This window comes from Pseudomonas sp. LBUM1658 (assembly GCF_059716055.1).
This window is the reverse complement of the sequence record NZ_CP166798.1, coordinates 5548337-5566796: the sequence shown is the minus strand read 5'-3', so window position 1 is coordinate 5566796 and position 18460 is coordinate 5548337. Positions and strand designations below refer to the sequence as shown.

At 59.5% G+C, this 18460-nt stretch carries 17 protein-coding genes and 1 pseudogene; 7 read left to right on the top strand and 11 right to left on the bottom strand.

What is annotated here, in order from left to right; genetic code table 11:
* Positions 1–218 precede the first annotated feature (218 nt).
* The 3 genes from ACA064_RS25715 (at position 219) to pdxH (ending at position 3311) form a co-directional block, all read left to right on the top strand.
* Positions 219–1364 (top strand): serine hydrolase domain-containing protein, encoded by a 1146-nt coding sequence (locus tag ACA064_RS25715; protein WP_497674329.1) that lies wholly within the window; start codon positions 219–221, stop codon positions 1362–1364.
* 141 nt (positions 1365–1505) lie between these two features.
* A complete protein-coding gene (locus ACA064_RS25710; RefSeq protein ID WP_497670636.1) occupies positions 1506–2639 on the top strand; it encodes an OmpA family protein in 1134 nt (377 codons plus the stop codon).
* Positions 2640–2663: 24 nt separating this feature from the next.
* Entirely contained in the window at positions 2664–3311 is a 648-nt protein-coding gene (gene pdxH / locus ACA064_RS25705) for a pyridoxamine 5'-phosphate oxidase (RefSeq protein WP_497670635.1), read from the top strand.
* A gap of 5 nt (positions 3312–3316) precedes the next feature.
* On the opposite strand, the gene ACA064_RS25700 is transcribed toward pdxH, so the two are convergent.
* Positions 3317–3553, bottom strand: a complete 237-nt coding sequence (locus tag ACA064_RS25700) for a hypothetical protein (RefSeq protein WP_497670634.1) — start codon at positions 3551–3553, stop codon at positions 3317–3319.
* A 159-nt stretch (positions 3554–3712) separates the two neighbouring features.
* On the opposite strand from ACA064_RS25700, the gene ACA064_RS25695 reads away from it, so the two are divergent.
* A complete protein-coding gene (locus ACA064_RS25695; protein ID WP_150641629.1) occupies positions 3713–4177 on the top strand; it encodes an outer membrane lipoprotein in 465 nt (154 codons plus the stop codon).
* A 78-nt stretch (positions 4178–4255) separates the two neighbouring features.
* Here ACA064_RS25695 and nhaA read toward each other — a convergent pair whose 3' ends face one another.
* Positions 4256–5443 (bottom strand): Na+/H+ antiporter NhaA, encoded by a 1188-nt coding sequence (gene nhaA / locus ACA064_RS25690; protein ID WP_497670633.1) that lies wholly within the window; start codon positions 5441–5443, stop codon positions 4256–4258.
* Positions 5444–5746: 303 nt separating this feature from the next.
* Here nhaA and ACA064_RS25685 point away from each other — a divergent pair, with 303 nt between their 5' ends.
* On the top strand, positions 5747–6844 hold the full coding sequence (locus ACA064_RS25685) for a PLP-dependent cysteine synthase family protein (RefSeq protein WP_497674328.1): 1098 nt from the start codon (positions 5747–5749) through the stop codon (positions 6842–6844).
* Positions 6845–6983: 139 nt separating this feature from the next.
* On the opposite strand, the gene ACA064_RS25680 is transcribed toward ACA064_RS25685, so the two are convergent.
* Positions 6984–8597, bottom strand: coding sequence for an NAD(P)/FAD-dependent oxidoreductase (locus tag ACA064_RS25680; protein ID WP_497670632.1), 1614 nt, complete (start codon positions 8595–8597; stop codon positions 6984–6986).
* A 110-nt stretch (positions 8598–8707) separates the two neighbouring features.
* The gene (locus ACA064_RS25675; protein ID WP_497670631.1) at positions 8708–9379 is read right to left on the bottom strand and encodes a COG3650 family protein; all 672 of its coding nucleotides are present in this window, start codon (positions 9377–9379) and stop codon (positions 8708–8710) included.
* 182 nt (positions 9380–9561) lie between these two features.
* Between ACA064_RS25675 and ACA064_RS25670 the strand changes: the two genes are divergently transcribed.
* Positions 9562–9915: a hypothetical protein gene (locus ACA064_RS25670; protein ID WP_497670630.1), complete on the top strand. Its 354-nt coding sequence runs from the start codon at positions 9562–9564 to the stop codon at positions 9913–9915.
* Positions 9916–9947: 32 nt separating this feature from the next.
* Here the strand turns inward: ACA064_RS25670 and ACA064_RS25665 are convergent, their stop codons facing one another.
* Positions 9948–10547, bottom strand: a complete 600-nt coding sequence (locus ACA064_RS25665) for a short chain dehydrogenase (protein WP_497670629.1) — start codon at positions 10545–10547, stop codon at positions 9948–9950.
* Positions 10548–10651: 104 nt separating this feature from the next.
* Here ACA064_RS25665 and ACA064_RS25660 point away from each other — a divergent pair, with 104 nt between their 5' ends.
* The gene (locus tag ACA064_RS25660) at positions 10652–11560 is read left to right on the top strand and encodes a LysR family transcriptional regulator (RefSeq protein WP_497670628.1); all 909 of its coding nucleotides are present in this window, start codon (positions 10652–10654) and stop codon (positions 11558–11560) included.
* A 119-nt stretch (positions 11561–11679) separates the two neighbouring features.
* Here ACA064_RS25660 and ACA064_RS25655 read toward each other — a convergent pair.
* From ACA064_RS25655 to ACA064_RS25630, 6 genes and pseudogenes are all read right to left on the bottom strand, one after another.
* Positions 11680–12949 (bottom strand): annotated as a pseudogene (locus ACA064_RS25655) (IS110 family RNA-guided transposase).
* A gap of 335 nt (positions 12950–13284) precedes the next feature.
* Positions 13285–13986: an ABC transporter ATP-binding protein gene (locus tag ACA064_RS25650; protein WP_497670627.1), complete on the bottom strand. Its 702-nt coding sequence runs from the start codon at positions 13984–13986 to the stop codon at positions 13285–13287.
* Positions 13987–14754: a high-affinity branched-chain amino acid ABC transporter ATP-binding protein LivG gene (gene livG, locus ACA064_RS25645; RefSeq protein WP_497670626.1), complete on the bottom strand. Its 768-nt coding sequence runs from the start codon at positions 14752–14754 to the stop codon at positions 13987–13989.
* Positions 14751–16007 (bottom strand): high-affinity branched-chain amino acid ABC transporter permease LivM, encoded by a 1257-nt coding sequence (locus ACA064_RS25640; RefSeq protein ID WP_497670625.1) that lies wholly within the window; start codon positions 16005–16007, stop codon positions 14751–14753. Before ACA064_RS25640 ends, livG begins: the two co-directional genes overlap by 4 nt.
* On the bottom strand, positions 16004–16927 hold the full coding sequence (livH, locus tag ACA064_RS25635) for a high-affinity branched-chain amino acid ABC transporter permease LivH (RefSeq protein ID WP_497670624.1): 924 nt from the start codon (positions 16925–16927) through the stop codon (positions 16004–16006). The genes ACA064_RS25640 and livH overlap by 4 nt, the downstream gene beginning before the upstream one ends.
* Positions 16928–17153: 226 nt before the next feature.
* Positions 17154–18275 (bottom strand): branched-chain amino acid ABC transporter substrate-binding protein, encoded by a 1122-nt coding sequence (locus tag ACA064_RS25630; protein WP_497670623.1) that lies wholly within the window; start codon positions 18273–18275, stop codon positions 17154–17156.
* Positions 18276–18460 lie beyond the last annotated feature (185 nt).

Here is an 18460-nt window from a genome sequence, read left to right as displayed (position 1 = left end):
AGTCGAGCGCGACCCCGGGTCTTCGCGAGCAAGCTCGCTCCCACAGGTCCAGCGCGGCCTTTGTGGGAGCGAGCCTGCTCGCGAAAGCGTCCTGACCGGCAGCGAAAATTTCGGATCCAGCCCCCCAAGGGCGACCGCCCAGCCCGAGTCGGTTCCCAAAACCCTCTAGGGCTGGAACAATGCATAACTTTGTAGTGTGTTTGTCTGGAGAGGTGTGGGTGCAGATTCAGGGTCATTACGAACTAAAGTTCGAAGCGGTGCGCGAAGCCTTTGCGGCACTCTTCGATGATCCCCAGGAACGCGGCGGCGCGTTGTGTATTCAGATCGGCGGGGAAACCGTAGTCGACCTCTGGGCCGGCACGGCAGACAAGGACGGCACCGAGGCCTGGCATAGCGATACTATCGCCAACCTGTTCTCCTGCACCAAGCCCTTTGCCGCCGTCACTGCCCTGCAATTGGTGGCCGAAGGCAAGTTGCAACTGGATGCGCCCGTTGCCAGGTACTGGCCCGAGTTCGCTGCCGCCGGCAAGGAATCGGTCACCCTGCGCCAACTGCTCTGTCATCAGGCCGGCTTGCCGGCATTGCGCGAGCTGCTGGCGCCCGAAGCGCTTTACGACTGGCAAACCATGGTCGATGCCCTGGCCGCCGAGACGCCCTGGTGGACGCCCGGCGAAGGCCACGGTTATGCGGCGATCACCTACGGCTGGCTGGTTGGTGAGCTATTGCGCCGCGCCGACCGCCGCGGCCCGGGAGAGTCCATCGTGGCGCGGGTTGCGCGGCCATTGGGGCTGGATTTTCACGTAGGCCTGGCAGACGAAGAATTTCATCGTGTCGCGCATATCGCTCGCGGCAAGGGCAATGTCGGCGACGCCGCTGCCCAGCGCTTGCTGCAAGTGACCATGCGCGAGCCGACGGCCATGACCACGCGGGCATTCACTAACCCGCCGTCGATCATGACCAGCACCAACAAGCCGCAATGGCGGCGTATGCAGCAACCGGCGGCCAATGGCCACGGCAATGCCCGCAGCCTGGCGGGGTTCTACAGCGGACTGCTCGACGGCAGCCTGCTGGAGGCCGAAATGCTCGACGAGCTGACCCGTGAACACAGCATCGGGCCGGACAAGACCTTGTTGACCCAGACCCGCTTCGGTCTGGGTTGCATGCTCGATCAGCCGGATGTCGCCAACGCGACCTACGGCCTCGGCCCCCGGGCGTTTGGCCATCCGGGTGCCGGCGGTTCCATCGGCTTTGCCGACCCGGAGTACGACGTGGCCTTCGGCTTTGTAACCAATACCCTGGGCCCGTACGTCCTGATGGACCCACGGGCCCAACAGCTGGTGCGAGTGTTGGCCGGCTGCCTGTAAAGGGCGGCTGATCGACAAGGATTCGCAAATGCCGCGGAAAAATCCCCGGGCGGAACCCGGCGGTTTTTCTGCTTTCAAAGCGTCAGTTTATGTGGGGCCTGGTGCCCGATTTTTCTTCATCTCATTTTTGTGGACTATCTAATGTCATCGAACAAATCTCTCGCTCTGGTGCTTTGCCTGGCAATCACCGGTTGCGCACAAACTCCGCAGAATGATGCTGAAGGCGGTCACAGCTGGTGGCAATTCGGCTCCTCCGACAAGGTTGCCAGCAAGCGGCCGGTCCCTGAGCCACTGAAGCCGGCCCCCGAGCCACTCAAGCCCGCGGCCCCGGCCCCCGTTGCCAAGGCTGAAAGCACCAGCAATTGGTGGTGGCCATTTGGGTCCGACGAGGCGGCTAAAAAGCCTGAAATCAAACCTGAGGCCAAGCCTGAAGTTAAAGCCGCCGTTCCGGCAACAGTCGCTAAAGCCGATGCCGATGCAGGAAAAAATTGGTGGTGGCCATTCGGTGGCAAGCAACAGAACACGGCCAAGGTCGTGCCGATGCCCGATCCGAAAGTCACTCAAGCCTGGCTGGATGACTATGAGCCGCGCCTGCGTACGGCAATCAAGGACAGCAACCTGCAACTCGAGCGCCGCGAAAACGTGCTGGTAGTGACGGCGCCGGCCGATAGTTCGTTCAACCCGGATCGTCCGGCCATGCTGCTGCCGGTCACCCTGGGGCCGTTCACCCGGCTGGCGAAGATCCTCGAAGCCGATCCGAAAACCTCCGTACTTATACTCGGCCACGCCGATTCCTCGGGCGCCGCCCCAGCGAACCTGAAACTGAGTCAGGAGCGTGCGCAGTCGATTGCCGCGATCTTCCGTCTCAGCGGCTTGCAGCGTGACCGCCTGATGCTGCGTGGCATGGGCTCGGAAGCGCCACGTGCGGCCAATGACAGCGTAGAAGGCCGTGCCTTGAACCGTCGGGTGGAAATCCTGCTGACGCCGCAAGACACCATGGTCGCGCTGCTGAGCAAATACAACATGCCAGCGCCGCGGCCGCTGACCCAGGTTACCGTCCAACAGGTCAAGCCGGTTGCCAAGCCTGTGACGCCGGTCGTTGAAACGAAAAAAGCCGTTCCGGCGAAAAAGGCCGCAGTGGTCAAGAAAGCCGCGGTGAAAACCCCGGCCAAAAAACAACCGGCCAAGACCGCGACTCCGGCGAAAAAGCCAGTCCCGGCCAAAGCTGCCGCGCCAGCGAAGAAAGACGTAGCGGCCGAGCCAGTCAAGAACTGATTATTCACGCACAAGGAAAGCGCCATGACCCAAAGTCTGGCTGATATGCGTCGCGACTACACCCGCGATGGCTTGACCGAGGCCCAGGCCCCGGCCGAGCCCTTCGCGCTGTTTCATCATTGGTTCGCCGAGGCGGTGAAAACCGAACAGCCGCCGGTCGAAGCGAACGCAATGACCCTGGCTACCGTCGATCAGGACGGTCGCCCGCATTGCCGCATCCTCCTGCTCAAAGGTCTCGATGAGCAGGGCTTTACCTTCTTCACCAACTACGACAGTGCCAAGGGTCAGCAGCTGGCGGTTCGTCCGTTCGCTGCCATGACCTTTTTCTGGCCGACCCTGGAGCGCCAGGTGCGCATCGAGGGCGGCGTGGTCAAGGTCACGCCTCAGGAATCCGATGCGTATTACCAGGTGCGCCCGCTGGGCAGTCGCCTGGGCGCCTGGGCTTCACCGCAGAGCCAGGTGATTGCCGGTCGCGAGGAGCTGGAAGGTCTGCTCAAGAATACCGAACAGCGTTTCAGCGACACTCAGCCCCACTGCCCCGAGCATTGGGGCGGCTACCGCCTGCTACCGGAGCGTATCGAGTTCTGGCAGGGCCGTCCGAGCCGTCTACATGATCGGCTCAACTACCGTCTACAGGGCCGCGACTGGGCCCTTGAACGCCTGGCGCCTTAAACAGTCTACTGATTGAGATATTCGGCCGCGGCGGCTTCAAGCCAACGCGGCAGATCCTTGCGTTTGATTTTCTGCTGCCGAGCGCTGGCCAGTTGCCGCAACATAAAGGCTTTTTTCGGTTCGTCGCCATTGGCCAGCGACAAAGCCAGGTCGCGGTCCATCCAGCGTTTGATCCGTACGTACAACCACCAGTGGAAATACAGTCCGGCAACGGTGGTGGCGATAATGATGAAGTAGTCCATGGGAATCCTTTAGCCGGCGGCGCACATTGGTGAAGTTGACGCTACTGAGGTATGCCGGTCCTGTACTGTTGCTGAATGAAACCAATTTTATCTGGTCGATACCGTGACAGGCGTCAAGCTGCGGAGTTTAATGAATACCTGTCCTTTGGAGTTGATGCTATGCGTAAGTCTGTTCTGCTGGTTGCTTCTTTCACCACCATGGCGATGTTGCTCGGTGGCTGCCAATCCAGCCTGACCGGTGACTCTTACTCCCGTGACGAAGCGCGTCGTGTACAGACGATTCGCATGGGCACCATCGAAGCATTGCGTCCGGTGAAAATCGAAGGTACCAAGACCCCGATCGGCAGTGCTGCCGGTGCGGTGGTCGGTGGTGTGGGTGGTAGCTCCATCGGTGGCGGTCGCGGCAGCATTGTTGCGGCAGTGATCGGTGCGGTGGCGGGCGGCCTGATAGGCTCGGCCACTGAAGAAGGTTTCACCCGCACTCAAGGTGTGGAAATCACTGTTCGCGAAGACGACGGCAGCATGCGTGCCTATGTGCAGCAGGTTCAGGAAAACGAAGTTTTCCGCGTCGGCGAGCGCGTCCGTATCGCGACGGTCGACGGTACCAGCCGCGTTACCCACTAAGCGAAAGCGCTGCAAACAAAACCCCGGCCAGGCAACTGGTCGGGGTTTTGTGTTTTGCGCGGTTGGAACCATCGAAGTTTACAAATGCGGCGATGGATTCTTGCGACTGGCCGCCGCAGTCACGGCATAGCCGATCAGCGCGGCAAGTATGGAGCCGGTGAGGATGCCCATGCGGTCCATCCCGGCGTAATCGCTACTGCCCGGCACAAATGCCAGGGATCCTACAAAGAGGCTCATGGTAAAGCCGATCCCGCAGAGAATCGCCACGCCGAACACCTGGCCCCAGTTCGCACCGGTGGGCAGGGCGGCGATGCCGATCTTGACCGCCAGCCAAGTCAGGCCGAAGACACCGATGGTCTTGCCCAGCAGCAAGCCTGCGGCGATGCCCATTGGCACATGGTGAGTGAAGCTTTCGAGATTGACGCCGGCCAGCGATACCCCGGCATTGGCGAAGGCGAACAGCGGCAGGATACCGAACGCCACCCACGGATGCAGCGCGTGTTCCAGGCTCAGCAGGGGTGAAGGCTCGGCGTTTTTGGTACGCAGCGGAATGCAGAACGCCAGGGTCACACCAGCCAGGGTCGCGTGGACGCCGCTCTTGAGCACGCAGACCCAGAGGATCAGGCCGATGATCATATACGGCCCGAGTTTCACCACGCCTAGCCGATTCATTGCCACCAGTGCCACCAGACAAGCTGCCGCCAGCATAAGTGACAAAGTGGAGAGTGCGCCGGAGTAGAAAATCGCAATGACGATGATCGCGCCAAGATCGTCAATGATCGCCAGGGTCATCAGGAACAGCTTCAACGAGACCGGCACGCGTTTGCCCAGCAGGGCGAGTACGCCCAGGGCGAAGGCGATATCGGTGGCCATCGGAATGGCCCAGCCGCTCAACGCCGCCGGGTCGTCTTTGTTGAGGAACCAGTAGATCAGCGCTGGCACGACCATGCCGCCGATGGCCGCAGCGCCCGGCAGGACGATCTGCGAAGGCTTTGACAGATGGCCTTCGAGGACTTCGCGTTTGACTTCAAGGCCAATCAGCAGGAAGAACATCGCCATCAGGCCGTCGTTGATCCACAACAGCAAGGGTTTGGCGATTTTCAAGGCGCCGATCTGGGCGACCACAGGGGTGTCCAGCAGGCCGTTATAAAGCCAGGACAGCGGCGAGTTGTTGATGATCAGAGCCAGAGCTGCAGCGGCAATCAATAACAGACCGCTGGCAGCTTCCAACTGAAAGAAGCGCGTGAAAGTGCTACGCAGAGGCAAGGTCGCTCTCCATCAAATATTCAAAAGGTGGCACACCCTAACCCGTACTGTTAGTTGTTAAAACAAAAGTTATATTCTATTTTGTTATATGCGTGGGGCGAGTGTCGAGTTGCCAAGGAGCCTAGCAGTTGTGTGTCTAATTGAGACGTGACTGTATCTTTGCGTTGCGTAGGAAATTTCCTAAGATTGAGGTATATCCCTTGCGGCCTGGCCCGTGAATTTCCTTTTTCGGTATGGCCCAGCGGCCAATGGCGCAGCCAAATCGTCAGCGCCTTCGAGCGTGCCCGCTTCATAGAGAAACCAATCATGAGCGACAACCGACAGTGGGCCCGCGAAGCCATCCGCATCATCGAAGCTGATTTCCAGCGCAGCGCCGATACTCACTTGATTCCCTTGCCTCTACCGGGCCTGCCAGGCATCGAGCTGTATTTCAAGGATGAGTCCAGCCACCCCACCGGTAGCCTGAAACATCGTCTGGCGCGCTCGTTGTTCCTCTATGCACTGTGTAACGGCTGGCTCAAACCCGGCGCGCCGGTGATCGAGGCGTCCAGTGGTTCAACGGCGATTTCCGAGGCGTATTTCGCGCAATTGCTGGGCTTGCCGTTCATTGCCGTGATGCCCGCCACCACCTCTCAGGAGAAGATCGCGCAAATCGCTTTCTATGGTGGCAACAGCCATCTGGTCGATGACCCGACGCAGATCTACGCCGAGTCCGAACGTCTGGCCCGTGAGAGTGGCGGGCACTTCATGGATCAATTTACCTACGCCGAGCGTGCTACTGACTGGCGGGCGAACAACAACATCGCCGAATCGATCTTCCAGCAACTGCGCTTCGAACGTTATCCGGCGCCGAGCTGGCTGATTTCCAGCCCCGGCACCGGCGGCACCACGGCGACCCTCGGACGTTATGTGCGTTATCGCCAGCATTGCACCCGGGTACTGTGCGCCGATCCCGAGCGTTCGGTGTTCTTCGACTATTACCAGAGCGGTGACGCCAGCCTGCGTCTGGACTGTGGGTCGGGGATCGAAGGCATCGGTCGGCCACGGGTCGAGGCGTCGTTCCTGCCCAAGGTCATCGATGCGATGGTCAAAGTGCCGGACGCCTTGTCCCTGGCGGCCATGCATTACCTGGCGCAACGTTTTGGGCGGCGAGTGGGCGGGTCCAGTGGTACCAACCTGATCGGCGCCTTGATAGCGGCCCGGCAGATGGTCGAGGCAGGGGAGGCGGGGTCGATCGTGGCGATTCTATGTGATGGCGGTGAGCGCTATGCGACCACCTACTATGACCAGGATTGGCTGAAAGCCCAGGGGTATGAGTTGAGTGGCTTGATCGACGCGGTCGCGGCGAGTGTCGAGCGCGGTGAAGCGTTGCCGGCCAGCGTGTTGCGTGCGGGAATTTGAAAGATCGTATTTTGCGGTGTGCCCGAAAAGATCGCAGCCTGCGGCAGCTCCTACAGGGCCTGCGTACATTCACACATTCTGTGGGTGTACGCCGTCTATGTAGGAGCTGCCGCAGGCTGCGATCTTTTGATCTTGAGCCTTAAGCCTCGATCCCGAGCATATCCCGCGCCACCGCTTCGGCGATGCGGATCCCGTCGACACCCGCCGACAGAATCCCGCCGGCATAGCCTGCGCCTTCGCCGGCCGGGAACAGGCCTTTGACGTTCAGGCTCTGCATCGTCTCGTTACGGGTAATCCGCAGCGGCGATGAGGTGCGGGTTTCGATCCCGGTCAGCACGGCGTCGTGCAGGGAGTAACCCTTGATCTGCTTGTCGAACGCCTGCAAGGCTTCACGAATGGCTTCGATTGCGTAGTCCGGCAAGGCCAGCGCCAGGTCACCCAGTGCCACGCCCGGCTTGTAGGACGGCTCGACGCTGCCCAGCGCGGTGGACGGCTTGCCAGCAATGAAGTCGCCGACCAGTTGCGCCGGAGCCTCGTAGTTGCTGCCGCCGAGGATAAAGGCGTGGGACTCCAGGCGTTCCTGCAACTCGATACCGGCCAGCGGACCGCCCGGATAATCGACTTCCGGGGTGATGCCGACCACGATCCCCGAGTTGGCGTTGCGCTCGTTGCGTGAGTACTGGCTCATGCCGTTGGTGACCACCCGGTTCGGCTCGGACGTTGCCGCCACCACCGTACCGCCAGGGCACATGCAGAAACTGTAGACCGAGCGTCCGTTCTTGGCGTGGTGCACCAGCTTGTAGTCGGCCGCACCGAGTTTCGGGTGCCCGGCGTATTTGCCCAAACGCGCGCTGTCGATCAACGATTGCGGGTGTTCGATGCGAAAACCCACCGAGAACGGTTTGGCTTCCATGTACACCCCGCGGCCGTGAAGCATGCGGAAGGTGTCCCTGGCGCTGTGGCCAAGGGCGAGGATCACGTGCCGGGAATGGATCTGTTCACCGCTGGCCAGCTCAATGCCCTTCAACTGGCCGTCTTCGATCAACACATCAGTCACCCGCTGCTGGAAGCGTACTTCGCCGCCCAGGGCTTCGATCTGATGGCGCATGTTCTCGACCACGCCGGTCAGACGGAACGTACCGATATGCGGCTTGCTGACGTAGAGGATCTCTTCCGGCGCGCCGGCCTTGACGAACTCATGCAGGACCTTGCGGCCGTGATGTTTCGGATCCTTGATCTGGCTGTAAAGCTTGCCGTCGGAGAAGGTGCCCGCGCCGCCTTCACCGAATTGCACATTCGATTCAGGGTTGAGCACGTTTTTGCGCCACAGGCCCCAGGTGTCCTTGGTGCGCTGACGGACTTCGGTGCCACGCTCGAGGATGATCGGCTTGAAGCCCATCTGTGCCAGCAACAACCCGGCGAAGATCCCGCACGGGCCGAAGCCGACCACGATCGGCCGCTCGCTCGAGTCCTGGGGAGCCTGGCCAACGACTTTGTAGCTGACATCCGGTGCCGGGTTGACGTTGCGGTCGTCGGCGAACTTGTGCAGCAGCTTCGCCTCATCGCGCACGCTGAGGTCGATGGTGTAGATGAAGCACAGTTCGGAAGACTTCTTGCGCGCGTCGTAACTGCGCTTGAACAAGGTGAAATCGAGCAGGTCATCACTGGCGATGCCCAGGCGCTGCACGATGGCAGGCCGCAGGTCTTCTTCGGGATGGTCGATGGGCAGCTTGAGTTCAGTGATTCGTAACATGACAAGGTCCGATATGCGGCGCAGTCAAGTGCGCAGGCAGTTTTACAAAACCAGCGATTATAAGCCTCAACGGCGGTTTTCCGTGAGGCTAAAACCCCCGGTTCGTCGAATCAGTCGTCCCGCGAGCCGCCAAACGACGCGCAACCGCGCTGTACCTGGCCGTTGACCCGCAGTTCGGCGCTCATGTGTTGCACGCTGCCGGTGACGTTGTCGACGCAACGCTGGGGTACCGCCCAGAGTTCGACATGCTGGCCATTGGCTTCGGTGGCGAGGTTGAAACGCCCTTCACCCAATTGTTCTTCCAGGTAAGGCACCGCCAGAGCGGCCTGGCCTTCGCGCTCCAGGACCATGCCCTTGCCGCTGGCCTTGAGACTCCACTCCGGCTTGTGGCCACTGGCGCGCAGAATCATGCGCTTGAACTCCGGGTCATCGCAGGCGGTGTTCGAACGTTCTAGGCGATAGAGCTGCTGCAAATCAACCTGGCCTTCGGTGCCGGCAGCGGCGGCGGATAACTTGCCTCGCAGGTCGGCGAAAATCTTGCCTGGCTGGTCGGACAGATCCGCTGTTTCCTGCAGGACACTAGTGCCGCTGGTGTCATTCACCACATAACGACGAGTGTCCTGGCACGGCTGGAACAGCAATTTCCCATTGGCGGCGCTGAGTTCGCCCTGCATGCGGGTCAGTCCTGCCTTGGAAGGGGTTGCAGGTTGACTGCTGAACATCTGGCAGCCGGCGAACAGCGGCAGCAGGGCAAGAATCGCTATGGAACGGGCAACATGCATCGAGTGGTCTCCTGACAAGTGCCGTCACGTTACGCAGGCTGGCGGAGCATCACAAGACCGCCGTTGAACCGGATCTGGCGGGCAAGGATTTTTCCGCAACATTCTGAGCATTAACAGAGGCTGCTTTAGCGTGGTGCAAAAGCTAAGCTTCGAAACTGTTGAAAAATTGCGAGGGGCAGAAGATGCCAGCGGATTGGAGATGGGTTGTATTGTCACTGGCGATGATGGGCGTGATGCCCAGTCAGGCCGCCGAGATCAATTTTTTGTCGGCCTCGGACTTTATCAAAGTGGACGCGCAGCTAAAGGATATCGACAGCCTCAACCCCGACAGGGTGGAGTTGAGCGTCACGCTCAGCCCTCAAGCGGCCGAGCGAATGCGCAAGATCAGCCTTGACTCGATGAAGCAACCACTGACGGTACTGATCAATGGCCGGTATATAGCCACGGCGACCGTGCAATCGGAGCTGGGCGCGCAGTTCAGGGTTGGGGTGCCACGGGCGATTGCCCGCGACCTTTTGCCCACGCTCATCGAATGACTAGAGTCCAGCGCGCCTGATGCTCGCAGTCGTCAGCCGACGTGAAACGTCTGACCCGTCTGCAAGCCTTCCACACTTTTCGCATAGGCCAGCGCCACGTCAACCGCTGGGACCGGTTTGAATCCACGGAAGTACGGTGCGTAGCTGTCCATGGCTTCGACCAGTACGTTCGGGCTCACCGAGTTGACGCGCAGCCCACGTGGCAACTCGATGGCGGCGGCGCGAACGAAGCTGTCGATGGCGCCGTTGACCAGCGCTGCGGAACTGCCAGTGCGAATCGGGTCATGACTGAGGACACCGGTGGTGAAGGTGAACGAGGCTCCGTCATTGGCGAACTCGCGGCCGATCAGCAGCAGGTTGACCTGGCCCATCAGCTTGTCTTGCAGGCCCAGGGCGAAGTCTTTCTCGGTCATCTCGGCCAGAGGGACGAAGTTGACATTGCCGGCGGCGCAGATCAGCGCATCGAATTTTCCGGTCTGTTCAAACAGCTTGCGGATCGACGCGCTGTCGCTTATATCCACCTGGAAATCCCCGCTTTTACGGCCGATTCGGATGATTTCATGGCGCGGCGCCAGCTCACGATCAACGGCTGAACCTATGGTGCCGGTGGCGCCAATCAAAAGAATTTTCATCGTGCTGTTCCTCAAGCGGTTGGATGAAGTTTCAGTCTAGAGTGGTTTTTTCCATTGATAAGCGCGCTAATAGGCAACCTTTGGTTTTCAAACGGAAACAATCCATGAGTGAAATGGATGACCTGGCGGCGTTCGCGGTGCTGATCGAGGCTGGCAGTTTCACACTGGCGGCGCAGCAACTGGGTTGCAGCAAGGGCCAGTTGTCCAAGCGCATCAGCCAGTTGGAGGGACGATTTGCGGTGGTGTTATTGCAACGCACTACCCGACGCCTGAGCCTGACGGCAGCGGGGGCGGCGCTATTGCCGCAAGCCCAGGCGCTGGTGGTTCAGCTCGAGCGAGCGCGCCAGGCCCTGGCTCGCTTGAAGGACGACATGGTCGGTCCGGTGCGCATGACTGTCCCGGTGTCCCTGGGCGAGACCTTTTTCGATGGCTTGTTGCTGGAGTTTTCCCGGCAATATCCCGAAGTGCAGATCGAACTGGAGCTGAACAACAGCTACCGCGATTTGTCCCGGGACGGCTTTGATCTGGCGATTCGCTCGGACGTGGCCAACGATGAGCGACTGGTGGCCAAACCGCTGCTGGCCTGGCATGAAATGACCTGCGCTAGCCCGGCGTATGTTAAACAGTACGGCGAGCCACAGACGCCAGCAGATCTGGCCGAGCACCGCTGTCTGCTCAACAGTCATTACAGCGGCCGTGAAGAATGGCTCTACCACCAACAGCATGAGTTGCTCCGAGTCCGCGTCTCGGGGCCGTTTGCCAGTAACCACTACAACCTGCTGAAGAAAGCCGCGCTGGTCGGTGCCGGTATCGCTCGACTGCCTTCCTACATGCTGCAAACGGAACTGGCCGATGGCCGTCTGCGCTGGCTACTGCGCGACTATCAGACCCGCAGTATGCCGATGTATCTGGTGCATCCCTATCAGGGCGGCCTGCCCAAACGCACGCAGGTGTTGGCCGATTACCTGGTCGACTGGTTCAAGCGCAGTGGCGAGGCCCTGGATCGCCTGTAGCACCTGCCGAAGGCTGCTCTACTGTAGGAGCGAGCTTGCTCGCGATGGACTCAAGGTCGGCGCGTTTATTCAGAAAGCACGCGTTATCGTTAACGTCCATCGCGCCCTGAGCCTTTCCGTCAACTCGGTTTGGCGTTGTCCGGCTCGCTGATCAAAGGCGAGCCATGCCGGAGCAAGGCCTGTAGATAAACGTTTTCGTCGTACACGGTGCTGGTCTTCCAGCACCGATAAACGATCCGTATCCACTTGAACGCCAGTGCCCTGAGGGCCGCTTGATATGAGCAGCCTTTGGCTCTTTGCTGGCGATAATACGCCTCGGCCCATACCGACTGGTTGATGCTGTGTGCAGCCCATTCAACAAAGGTCTGGCGCAAAAACGTTGCGCATTGATAGCGCCAGTGGACGACTTTTTTCTTGCCACTGCGTTCGGTGACCGGGGCGATCCCGGCATATCGCTGCACGGCACTGGCATCGCTTGAAGCGATCCCGCTGCTCCCCAAAGGCCACCATCAGCCGCGGCGCAAGATGCTGTCCCGCGCCGGGCAAGGCCTTGAAGAGACGGTAGTCGGCCAGGGTGTTGGCGGTTTTTTCGATCTCCCGATCAAAGTCTTTGATCGCCGTGATGATCCCTTTCAGTTGCGGCACCAGGGCCCGCACATACAGTGCTGAAGGGCTGACCACTCCCGGATCGTCAGTCAATGGCATGGCGTTGGCGATCAACGCCAAACGCTGCTGATTGAGCTGGAAATGGCGAACATTATGCGCGTGGAGGAACTTCAAAACGGTAGTTGGCCGAGCGCGCTTAAGCATTTCAAACGTCGACCAGCGCGTCAGGAACTCACAGAAAACCAGCGTGTCATGGTCGTGGAACAGCTCCAGGGCCAACGGATAGTACTGTTTGAGCATGCAGACCAGGCGATTGCTGATCTTGACCCGGTCATCGACCAAGCCGCGGCGATGCTCGGTCAGGCTGGCCAGCGAACGCATGGCCGGGCTTTGCCGGACCAGCTGAGGAAACCGTTCGGGGTGATTGAGCAACAGCTCGAGCGCCCATTGAGCATCCGTCGGATCATCCTTGGCGCCACTCGGCACAAAGGTTTTACGGTGCCGGGCCAGGGTGCTCGGATTGATCGGAAACAGGCAAAAGAACTCATATTTTTGCAGAGCCGCTATCAGCGGCCCTTTGTCCAACTCCACGGCAATCGCGATCGGGCCACCGTAGCGTTGATGCAGCGACTTGGCCCACCGATCAATCGACTCCGGCTTGTGATCGATGACCTCGAAACTCCGCTGAGTCTCTCCAGCTACCTGCAAACAGGTGTCGTGCTTGGCGTCCGCCCAATCAATTCCGACATAAGCAGTGAAATTCTGAGCTAGGAGCGGCTGCATGGAAAACCTCCACAAGAGCGCTAAAGTACATGCAGGGACATGCATGCTTGCGTCCAGCGAAGGCGATATAGAGAGCCGTGTGTGGCTTTCCCTGAGAATTCGTTATCGGGCGCAAGCGCACCTGTGGGCTCGAAGGTGATGGACTAATCATCGAGTGCTTCGCGAGCATATTCGTAGCTCGCAGGTGCATGTTCCTTCCTCGCCGACAGCTGACTTCCAGCGATGTCAGTATGGAAGAGAAAGGAACGGACTACCTATATCGCGAGCAAGCTAGCTCCTACAGGGACGCGAGCCAAAAAAAACGGCCCAAAGGCCGTTTTTTTTTAAGCGAGTGCTTAACCGCCCAGATAGGCTTCGCGCACTTTTGGATCAGTCAGCAAGTCTTCCCCAGTGCCTTGCATCACCACCCGACCGTTTTCCAGTACATAGGCGCGGTCGGCGATTTTCAGCGCCTGGTTGGCGTTCTGCTCCACCAGGAACACCGTCACGCCATCGCGGCGCAGCTGTTCGATGATGTCGAAGATCTGCTGGATAATGATCGGTGCCAATCCCAGCGACGGCTCATCGAGCAGCAACAGCTTGGGTTTGCTCATCAGTGCCCGGCCGATGGCGAGCATCTGCTGTTCGCCGCCGGACATGGTGCCGCCGCGTTGGGTGAAGCGTTCCTTGAGCCGCGGGAACAGCTGCAGCACCTTGTCCATCTGCTCCTGATAGTCGCCCTTGTCGGTGAAGAAACCGCCCATGGCGAGGTTTTCCTCCACGGTCAGGCGAGCGAACACCCGGCGACCTTCCGGCACCACGGCGATGCTCTTGCGCATGATCCGCGAGGAGTCCTGGCCGACCAGTTCTTCGCCCATGTAGCGGATGCTGCCGCTATGGGCTTGCGGCGAACCGCAAAGCGTCATCAGCAGGGTGGACTTGCCCGCGCCGTTGGCACCGATCAGGGTCACGATCTCGCCCTGGCGGACTTCGACGTTGACGCCGTGCAGCGCCTGGATCTTGCCGTAGAAGGTGGAAACGTTTTCGAATTGCAGCATTTACGCTTCCCCCAGGTAGGCTTTGATCACTTCAGGGTTATCCCGGATCTGCTCCGGTGTACCGTTGGCCAGAGGCGTGCCCTGGTTGATCACGAAAATGTGGTCGGAGATGCTCATGACCAGTTTCATGTCGTGTTCGATCAGCAGCACGGTCACGTCATGCTCTTCACGCAGGGTTCCGATCAGCGCCTTGAGGTCTTCAGTTTCCCGCGGGTTGAGGCCGGCAGCCGGTTCGTCGAGCATGAGGATCCGCGGACGGGTCATCATGCAGCGGGCGATTTCCAGGCGGCGCTGCTGACCGTAGGCCAGGGTGCCGGCCGGACGGTTGGCGAATTGGGTCAGGTTGACCTTGTCCAGCCAGTACGCGGCGTAGTCCATCGCGTCGCTCTCGCTTTTGCGGAACGCCGGGGTCTTGAACAGACCGGCCAGGAAGTTGGTGTTCAAGTGACGGTGCTGGGCGATCAAGAGGTTCTCGATCGCGGTCATGTCCTTGAACAGGCGCACGTTCTGGAAGGTCCGGACTACGCCTTTATGGGCGATCTTATGGCCCGGCAAGCCCTGGATTTCCTCGCCGTCCAGCACAATGGTGCCGGCGGAGGGCTGGTAGAACCCGGTCAGGCAGTTGAACACGGTGGTCTTGCCGGCGCCGTTGGGGCCGATCATCGACACAACCTGTTTTTCCTTGACGGTCAGGGCCACGCCATTGACCGCCAGCAAGCCGCCGAAGCGCATGCTCAGATCAGTTACTTTCAGGATCTCGCGGCTCATTTGCGCAGCTCCATGTGGGGACGTTGCATGGGCAGCAGACCTTGTGGGCGCCAGATCATCATCAGCACCATCAAGGCGCCGAACATCAACATGCGGTACTCGCTGAAGTCACGCATCAGCTCGGGCAGCAGAATCATCACGACCGCGGCGAGGATTACCCCCAATTGCGAGCCCATGCCGCCCAGTACCACGATGGCGAGGATGGTCGCCGACTCCAGGAAGTTGAACGACTCCGGGGTGATCAGGCCTTGGCGCGCGGCGAAGAAGCTGCCGGCGAAACCGGCGAAGCTGGCACCCAGGGTAAAGGCCGAGAGTTTGATCACGGTCGGGTTCAGGCCCAGGGCACGGCAGGCGATCTCGTCTTCACGCAGCGCTTCCCAGGCACGGCCGATCGGCATGCGCAGCAGGCGGTTGATGATGTACAGGGCGCACAGCGCCAGCACCAACGCGATCAGGTAAAGGAAGATCACCTTGTTGATCGAGTTGTAGGGCAGGCCGAAATACTCGTGGAAGGTCTGCACGCCTTCAGCGGCCGTGCGATCGAAGGACAGGCCGAAGAGGGTTGGTTTCTCGATGTTGCTGATGCCGTTCGGGCCGCCAGTGAGGCCGGTCAAGTTACGCAGCAACAGACGGATGATTTCACCGAAACCCAGGGTCACGATCGCCAGATAGTCACCGCGCAGGCGCAGCACCGGGAAACCGAGCAGGAAGCCGAAGGTGGCCGCCATCAACCCGGCAATCGGCAGGCAGATCCAGAAGCTCAGTCCGTAGTAGTGCGACAGCAGCCCATAGCTATAGGCGCCGACGGCATAGAAACCGACGTAACCCAGATCGAGCAGCCCAGCCAGACCGACCACGATGTTCAGTCCAAGGCCGAGCATCACGTAGATCAGGATCAGCGTGGCGATATCCACCGCGCCGCGCGAACCGAAGAACGGCCACACCAGGGCAATCATGATCAGGCCGAGAATGATCCAGCGCTGGGTCGACGGCAAGGTCAGGAAGTTGCTGGCCTTGGCCGGGATCAGCGGCATGCTCGGCGAGGACTTCCAGGCCGCGCTGATCTGCGTGTCGAACAATACCCGCACGAACATCAGCACCGAACAGGCCGCAATGATGAACAGCGTGACGGGGCTGGTGTTGTGAACGGCGAGGTTGATACCGACGATGGTCAGCTTCAAGCCAAGCACCGGATAGGCGACCGCCCAGACCAGCAGGGCGCTGAAGAACGCCGATTTAAGATTCTTAGTCATACTTTTTCAATCTCCGGACGACCCAGCAGACCGGTTGGCCGGAAAAGCAGCACCAGTACCAACAAGGCGAACGCGACGACGTCCTTGTATTGGTCGCCGAAAATATCGGCACCAAAGGCTTCGGCCACACCCAGCACCAACCCGCCGAGCATTGCGCCGGGGATGCTGCCGATACCGCCCAGAACAGCTGCGGTGAAGGCTTTGAGCCCGGCCATGAAGCCGGCGTTCGGGTTGATCACGCCGTACTGCATGCTCAGCAGAACCGCAGCGATCGCAGCCAGTGCAGCACCAATGACGAAGGTCAGGGCAATGATGTTGTTGGTGTTGATGCCCAGCAGGTTGGCCATCTTGATGTCTTCGGCGCAAGCGCGGCAGGCACGGCCCAGGCGCGAACGGGAGATGAAGAAGGTCAACGCGAGCATGGCGATCAGCGTGACGACAAACACCATGATTTGCATGTACGAGATCAGCACTTCATGTGCACCACCTGGACCGAAGCTGAAGTTGCCCGGGATCAGGTTGGGGATGGATTTGTCCTTGGAGTCTTGCGATAGCAGAACCGTGTTCTGCAGGAAAATCGACATGCCGATGGCCGAGATCAGTGGGATCAGGCGGTTACTGCCACGCAAGGGGCGGTAGGCGATCCGTTCGATACTGTAGCCGTAGGCACTGCAGACGACGATGCTCGCAACGAAGGCTGCGGTCATCAACAGCGGCAGGCTTTCCAAACCAAACGCAGCCAGCCCGGCAAGGGCGATAAAAGCCACGTAGGAACCAATCATGTACACCTCGCCGTGGGCGAAGTTGATCATTCCAATAATGCCGTAAACCATCGTATAGCCGATGGCGATCAGGGCATATGTGCTACCAACGGTCAGACCGTTAACCAGCTGTTGGAAGAAGTGATAGATGTCAGGCATTACAGCGCTCCTAAAAACCTGATACGCATTTCACTGGTCGAGTCATTTTCCCGCTCATGCCCTGTGGAACTGTATCCACTTCGAACATGAGTTTTGCCAGCGAACCGCTGATGACGGTTTTGAGATTTTCAGGTGGGGAGGCTTCCGGATCACGGATGCACGGCCCATTACCTCGTAAAACAAAGCCCACGGCTCGCGCAGTGGGCTTTGGCTCAAGCTAAGTCAATTACTTGGCTTCGGTTTTGGTGCCGTCTTTGTGCCAGGTGTAGACCACGAATTTGAAGTCTTTGAGGTCACCATTCTTGTCGTAGCTCAGGTCGCCGGTTGGCGTCTTGAAGGTACCGGAATGGATGGCTTCGGCCACTTTGGCAGTGTCTTCGCTTTTGGCTTTTTCGATACCGCCGGCAATCACCTGGACCGCGGCGTAGGCCGGGAACACGAATGGGCCGCTCGGGTCTTCTTTCTTCGCGTTGAACGCTTCTACCAGGGCCTTGTTTTCAGGAAGCTGGTCGAAGGATTGCGGCAGGGTCACCAGCAGGCCTTCGGAGGCGTCCTGGGCGATTTGCGAGATCGAAGCGTTACCCACGCCTTCCGGACCCATGAAGCCGGCTTTCAGGCCTTTTTCCTTGGCCTGACGCAGGATCAGACCCAGCTCAGGGTGGTAACCGCCGTAGTAGACGAAGTCGACGTTGGCTTGTTTGAGCTTGGCAATCATCGAGGAGAAGTCTTTGTCGCCGGCGTTGATACCTTCGAACACGGCAACTTTGACGTTTTTGCCTTCGAGGGTTTTCTTCACCGCGGTAGCGATGCCTTCACCGTATTGCTGCTTGTCGTGGATGACCGCAACAACTTTCGGTTTGACGTGATCAGCGATGAAGTTACCGGCGGCAGGGCCCTGGGCGCTGTCCAGACCGATAGTACGGAAGATCATTTTGTAACCGCGGGAAGTGATGTCCGGGCTGGTGGCAGCCGGAGTGATCATGATGATGCCTTCGTCTTCGTAGATGTCCGAAGCCGGTTGAGTGGAGCTGGAGCACAGGTGACCGATTACGAACTTGACGCCGTCGTTGACGACTTTGTTGGCTACGGCTACGGCTTGTTTTGGATCGCAGGCATCATCGTATTCTTTGGCGACGAGCTTTTTGCCATCGACGCCGCCTTTGGCGTTGATCTGCTCGATGGCCATTTTCGCGCCACTGAACTGCATGTCGCCATATTGCGCCACGGCGCCGGTTTTCGGGCCGGCAATGCCGATGGTGATGGTGTCAGCTGCGAACGAATGGCTGGCAACCCCGGCCAGAACCATAGCGGCAAACAGTTTGGAAATCTGCTTAGTAGCCTTATTCATAGTGCTCCACTCTTACTGTTGTAATTTTTATAGTCCTGGTAGCCAAAGCTTCAGAACCGGATCAGATAACGTAAGTCTCTTTCCGGAAATGCCCCTGGCAACTGTACCGGTACAGTGTAGAGCGCCGGTTGTTCGCTTGAAAAGCTGGCTGCTGGGGACAAAACCCGGGGGTGTCGCTTAATTGA

What these genes read in the sequence shown, in the direction of transcription:
- ACA064_RS25710 (WP_497670636.1), top strand. Translation starts at nt 1,506, where the DNA reads ATGTCATCGAACAAATCTCTCGCTCTGGTGCTTTGCCTGGCAATCACC.
- pdxH (WP_497670635.1), top strand. Translation starts at nt 2,664, where the DNA reads ATGACCCAAAGTCTGGCTGATATGCGTCGCGACTACACCCGCGATGGC.
- ACA064_RS25700 (WP_497670634.1), bottom strand. Translation starts at nt 3,553, where the DNA reads ATGGACTACTTCATCATTATCGCCACCACCGTTGCCGGACTGTATTTC.
- ACA064_RS25695 (WP_150641629.1), top strand. Translation starts at nt 3,713, where the DNA reads ATGCGTAAGTCTGTTCTGCTGGTTGCTTCTTTCACCACCATGGCGATG.
- ACA064_RS25680 (WP_497670632.1), bottom strand. Translation starts at nt 8,597, where the DNA reads ATGTTACGAATCACTGAACTCAAGCTGCCCATCGACCATCCCGAAGAA.
- ACA064_RS25675 (WP_497670631.1), bottom strand. Translation starts at nt 9,379, where the DNA reads ATGCATGTTGCCCGTTCCATAGCGATTCTTGCCCTGCTGCCGCTGTTC.
- ACA064_RS25670 (WP_497670630.1), top strand. Translation starts at nt 9,562, where the DNA reads ATGCCAGCGGATTGGAGATGGGTTGTATTGTCACTGGCGATGATGGGC.
- ACA064_RS25665 (WP_497670629.1), bottom strand. Translation starts at nt 10,547, where the DNA reads ATGAAAATTCTTTTGATTGGCGCCACCGGCACCATAGGTTCAGCCGTT.
- ACA064_RS25660 (WP_497670628.1), top strand. Translation starts at nt 10,652, where the DNA reads ATGAGTGAAATGGATGACCTGGCGGCGTTCGCGGTGCTGATCGAGGCT.
- ACA064_RS25650 (WP_497670627.1), bottom strand. Translation starts at nt 13,986, where the DNA reads ATGCTGCAATTCGAAAACGTTTCCACCTTCTACGGCAAGATCCAGGCG.
- livG (WP_497670626.1), bottom strand. Translation starts at nt 14,754, where the DNA reads ATGAGCCGCGAGATCCTGAAAGTAACTGATCTGAGCATGCGCTTCGGC.
- ACA064_RS25640 (WP_497670625.1), bottom strand. Translation starts at nt 16,007, where the DNA reads ATGACTAAGAATCTTAAATCGGCGTTCTTCAGCGCCCTGCTGGTCTGG.
- livH (WP_497670624.1), bottom strand. Translation starts at nt 16,927, where the DNA reads ATGCCTGACATCTATCACTTCTTCCAACAGCTGGTTAACGGTCTGACC.
- ACA064_RS25630 (WP_497670623.1), bottom strand. Translation starts at nt 18,275, where the DNA reads ATGAATAAGGCTACTAAGCAGATTTCCAAACTGTTTGCCGCTATGGTT.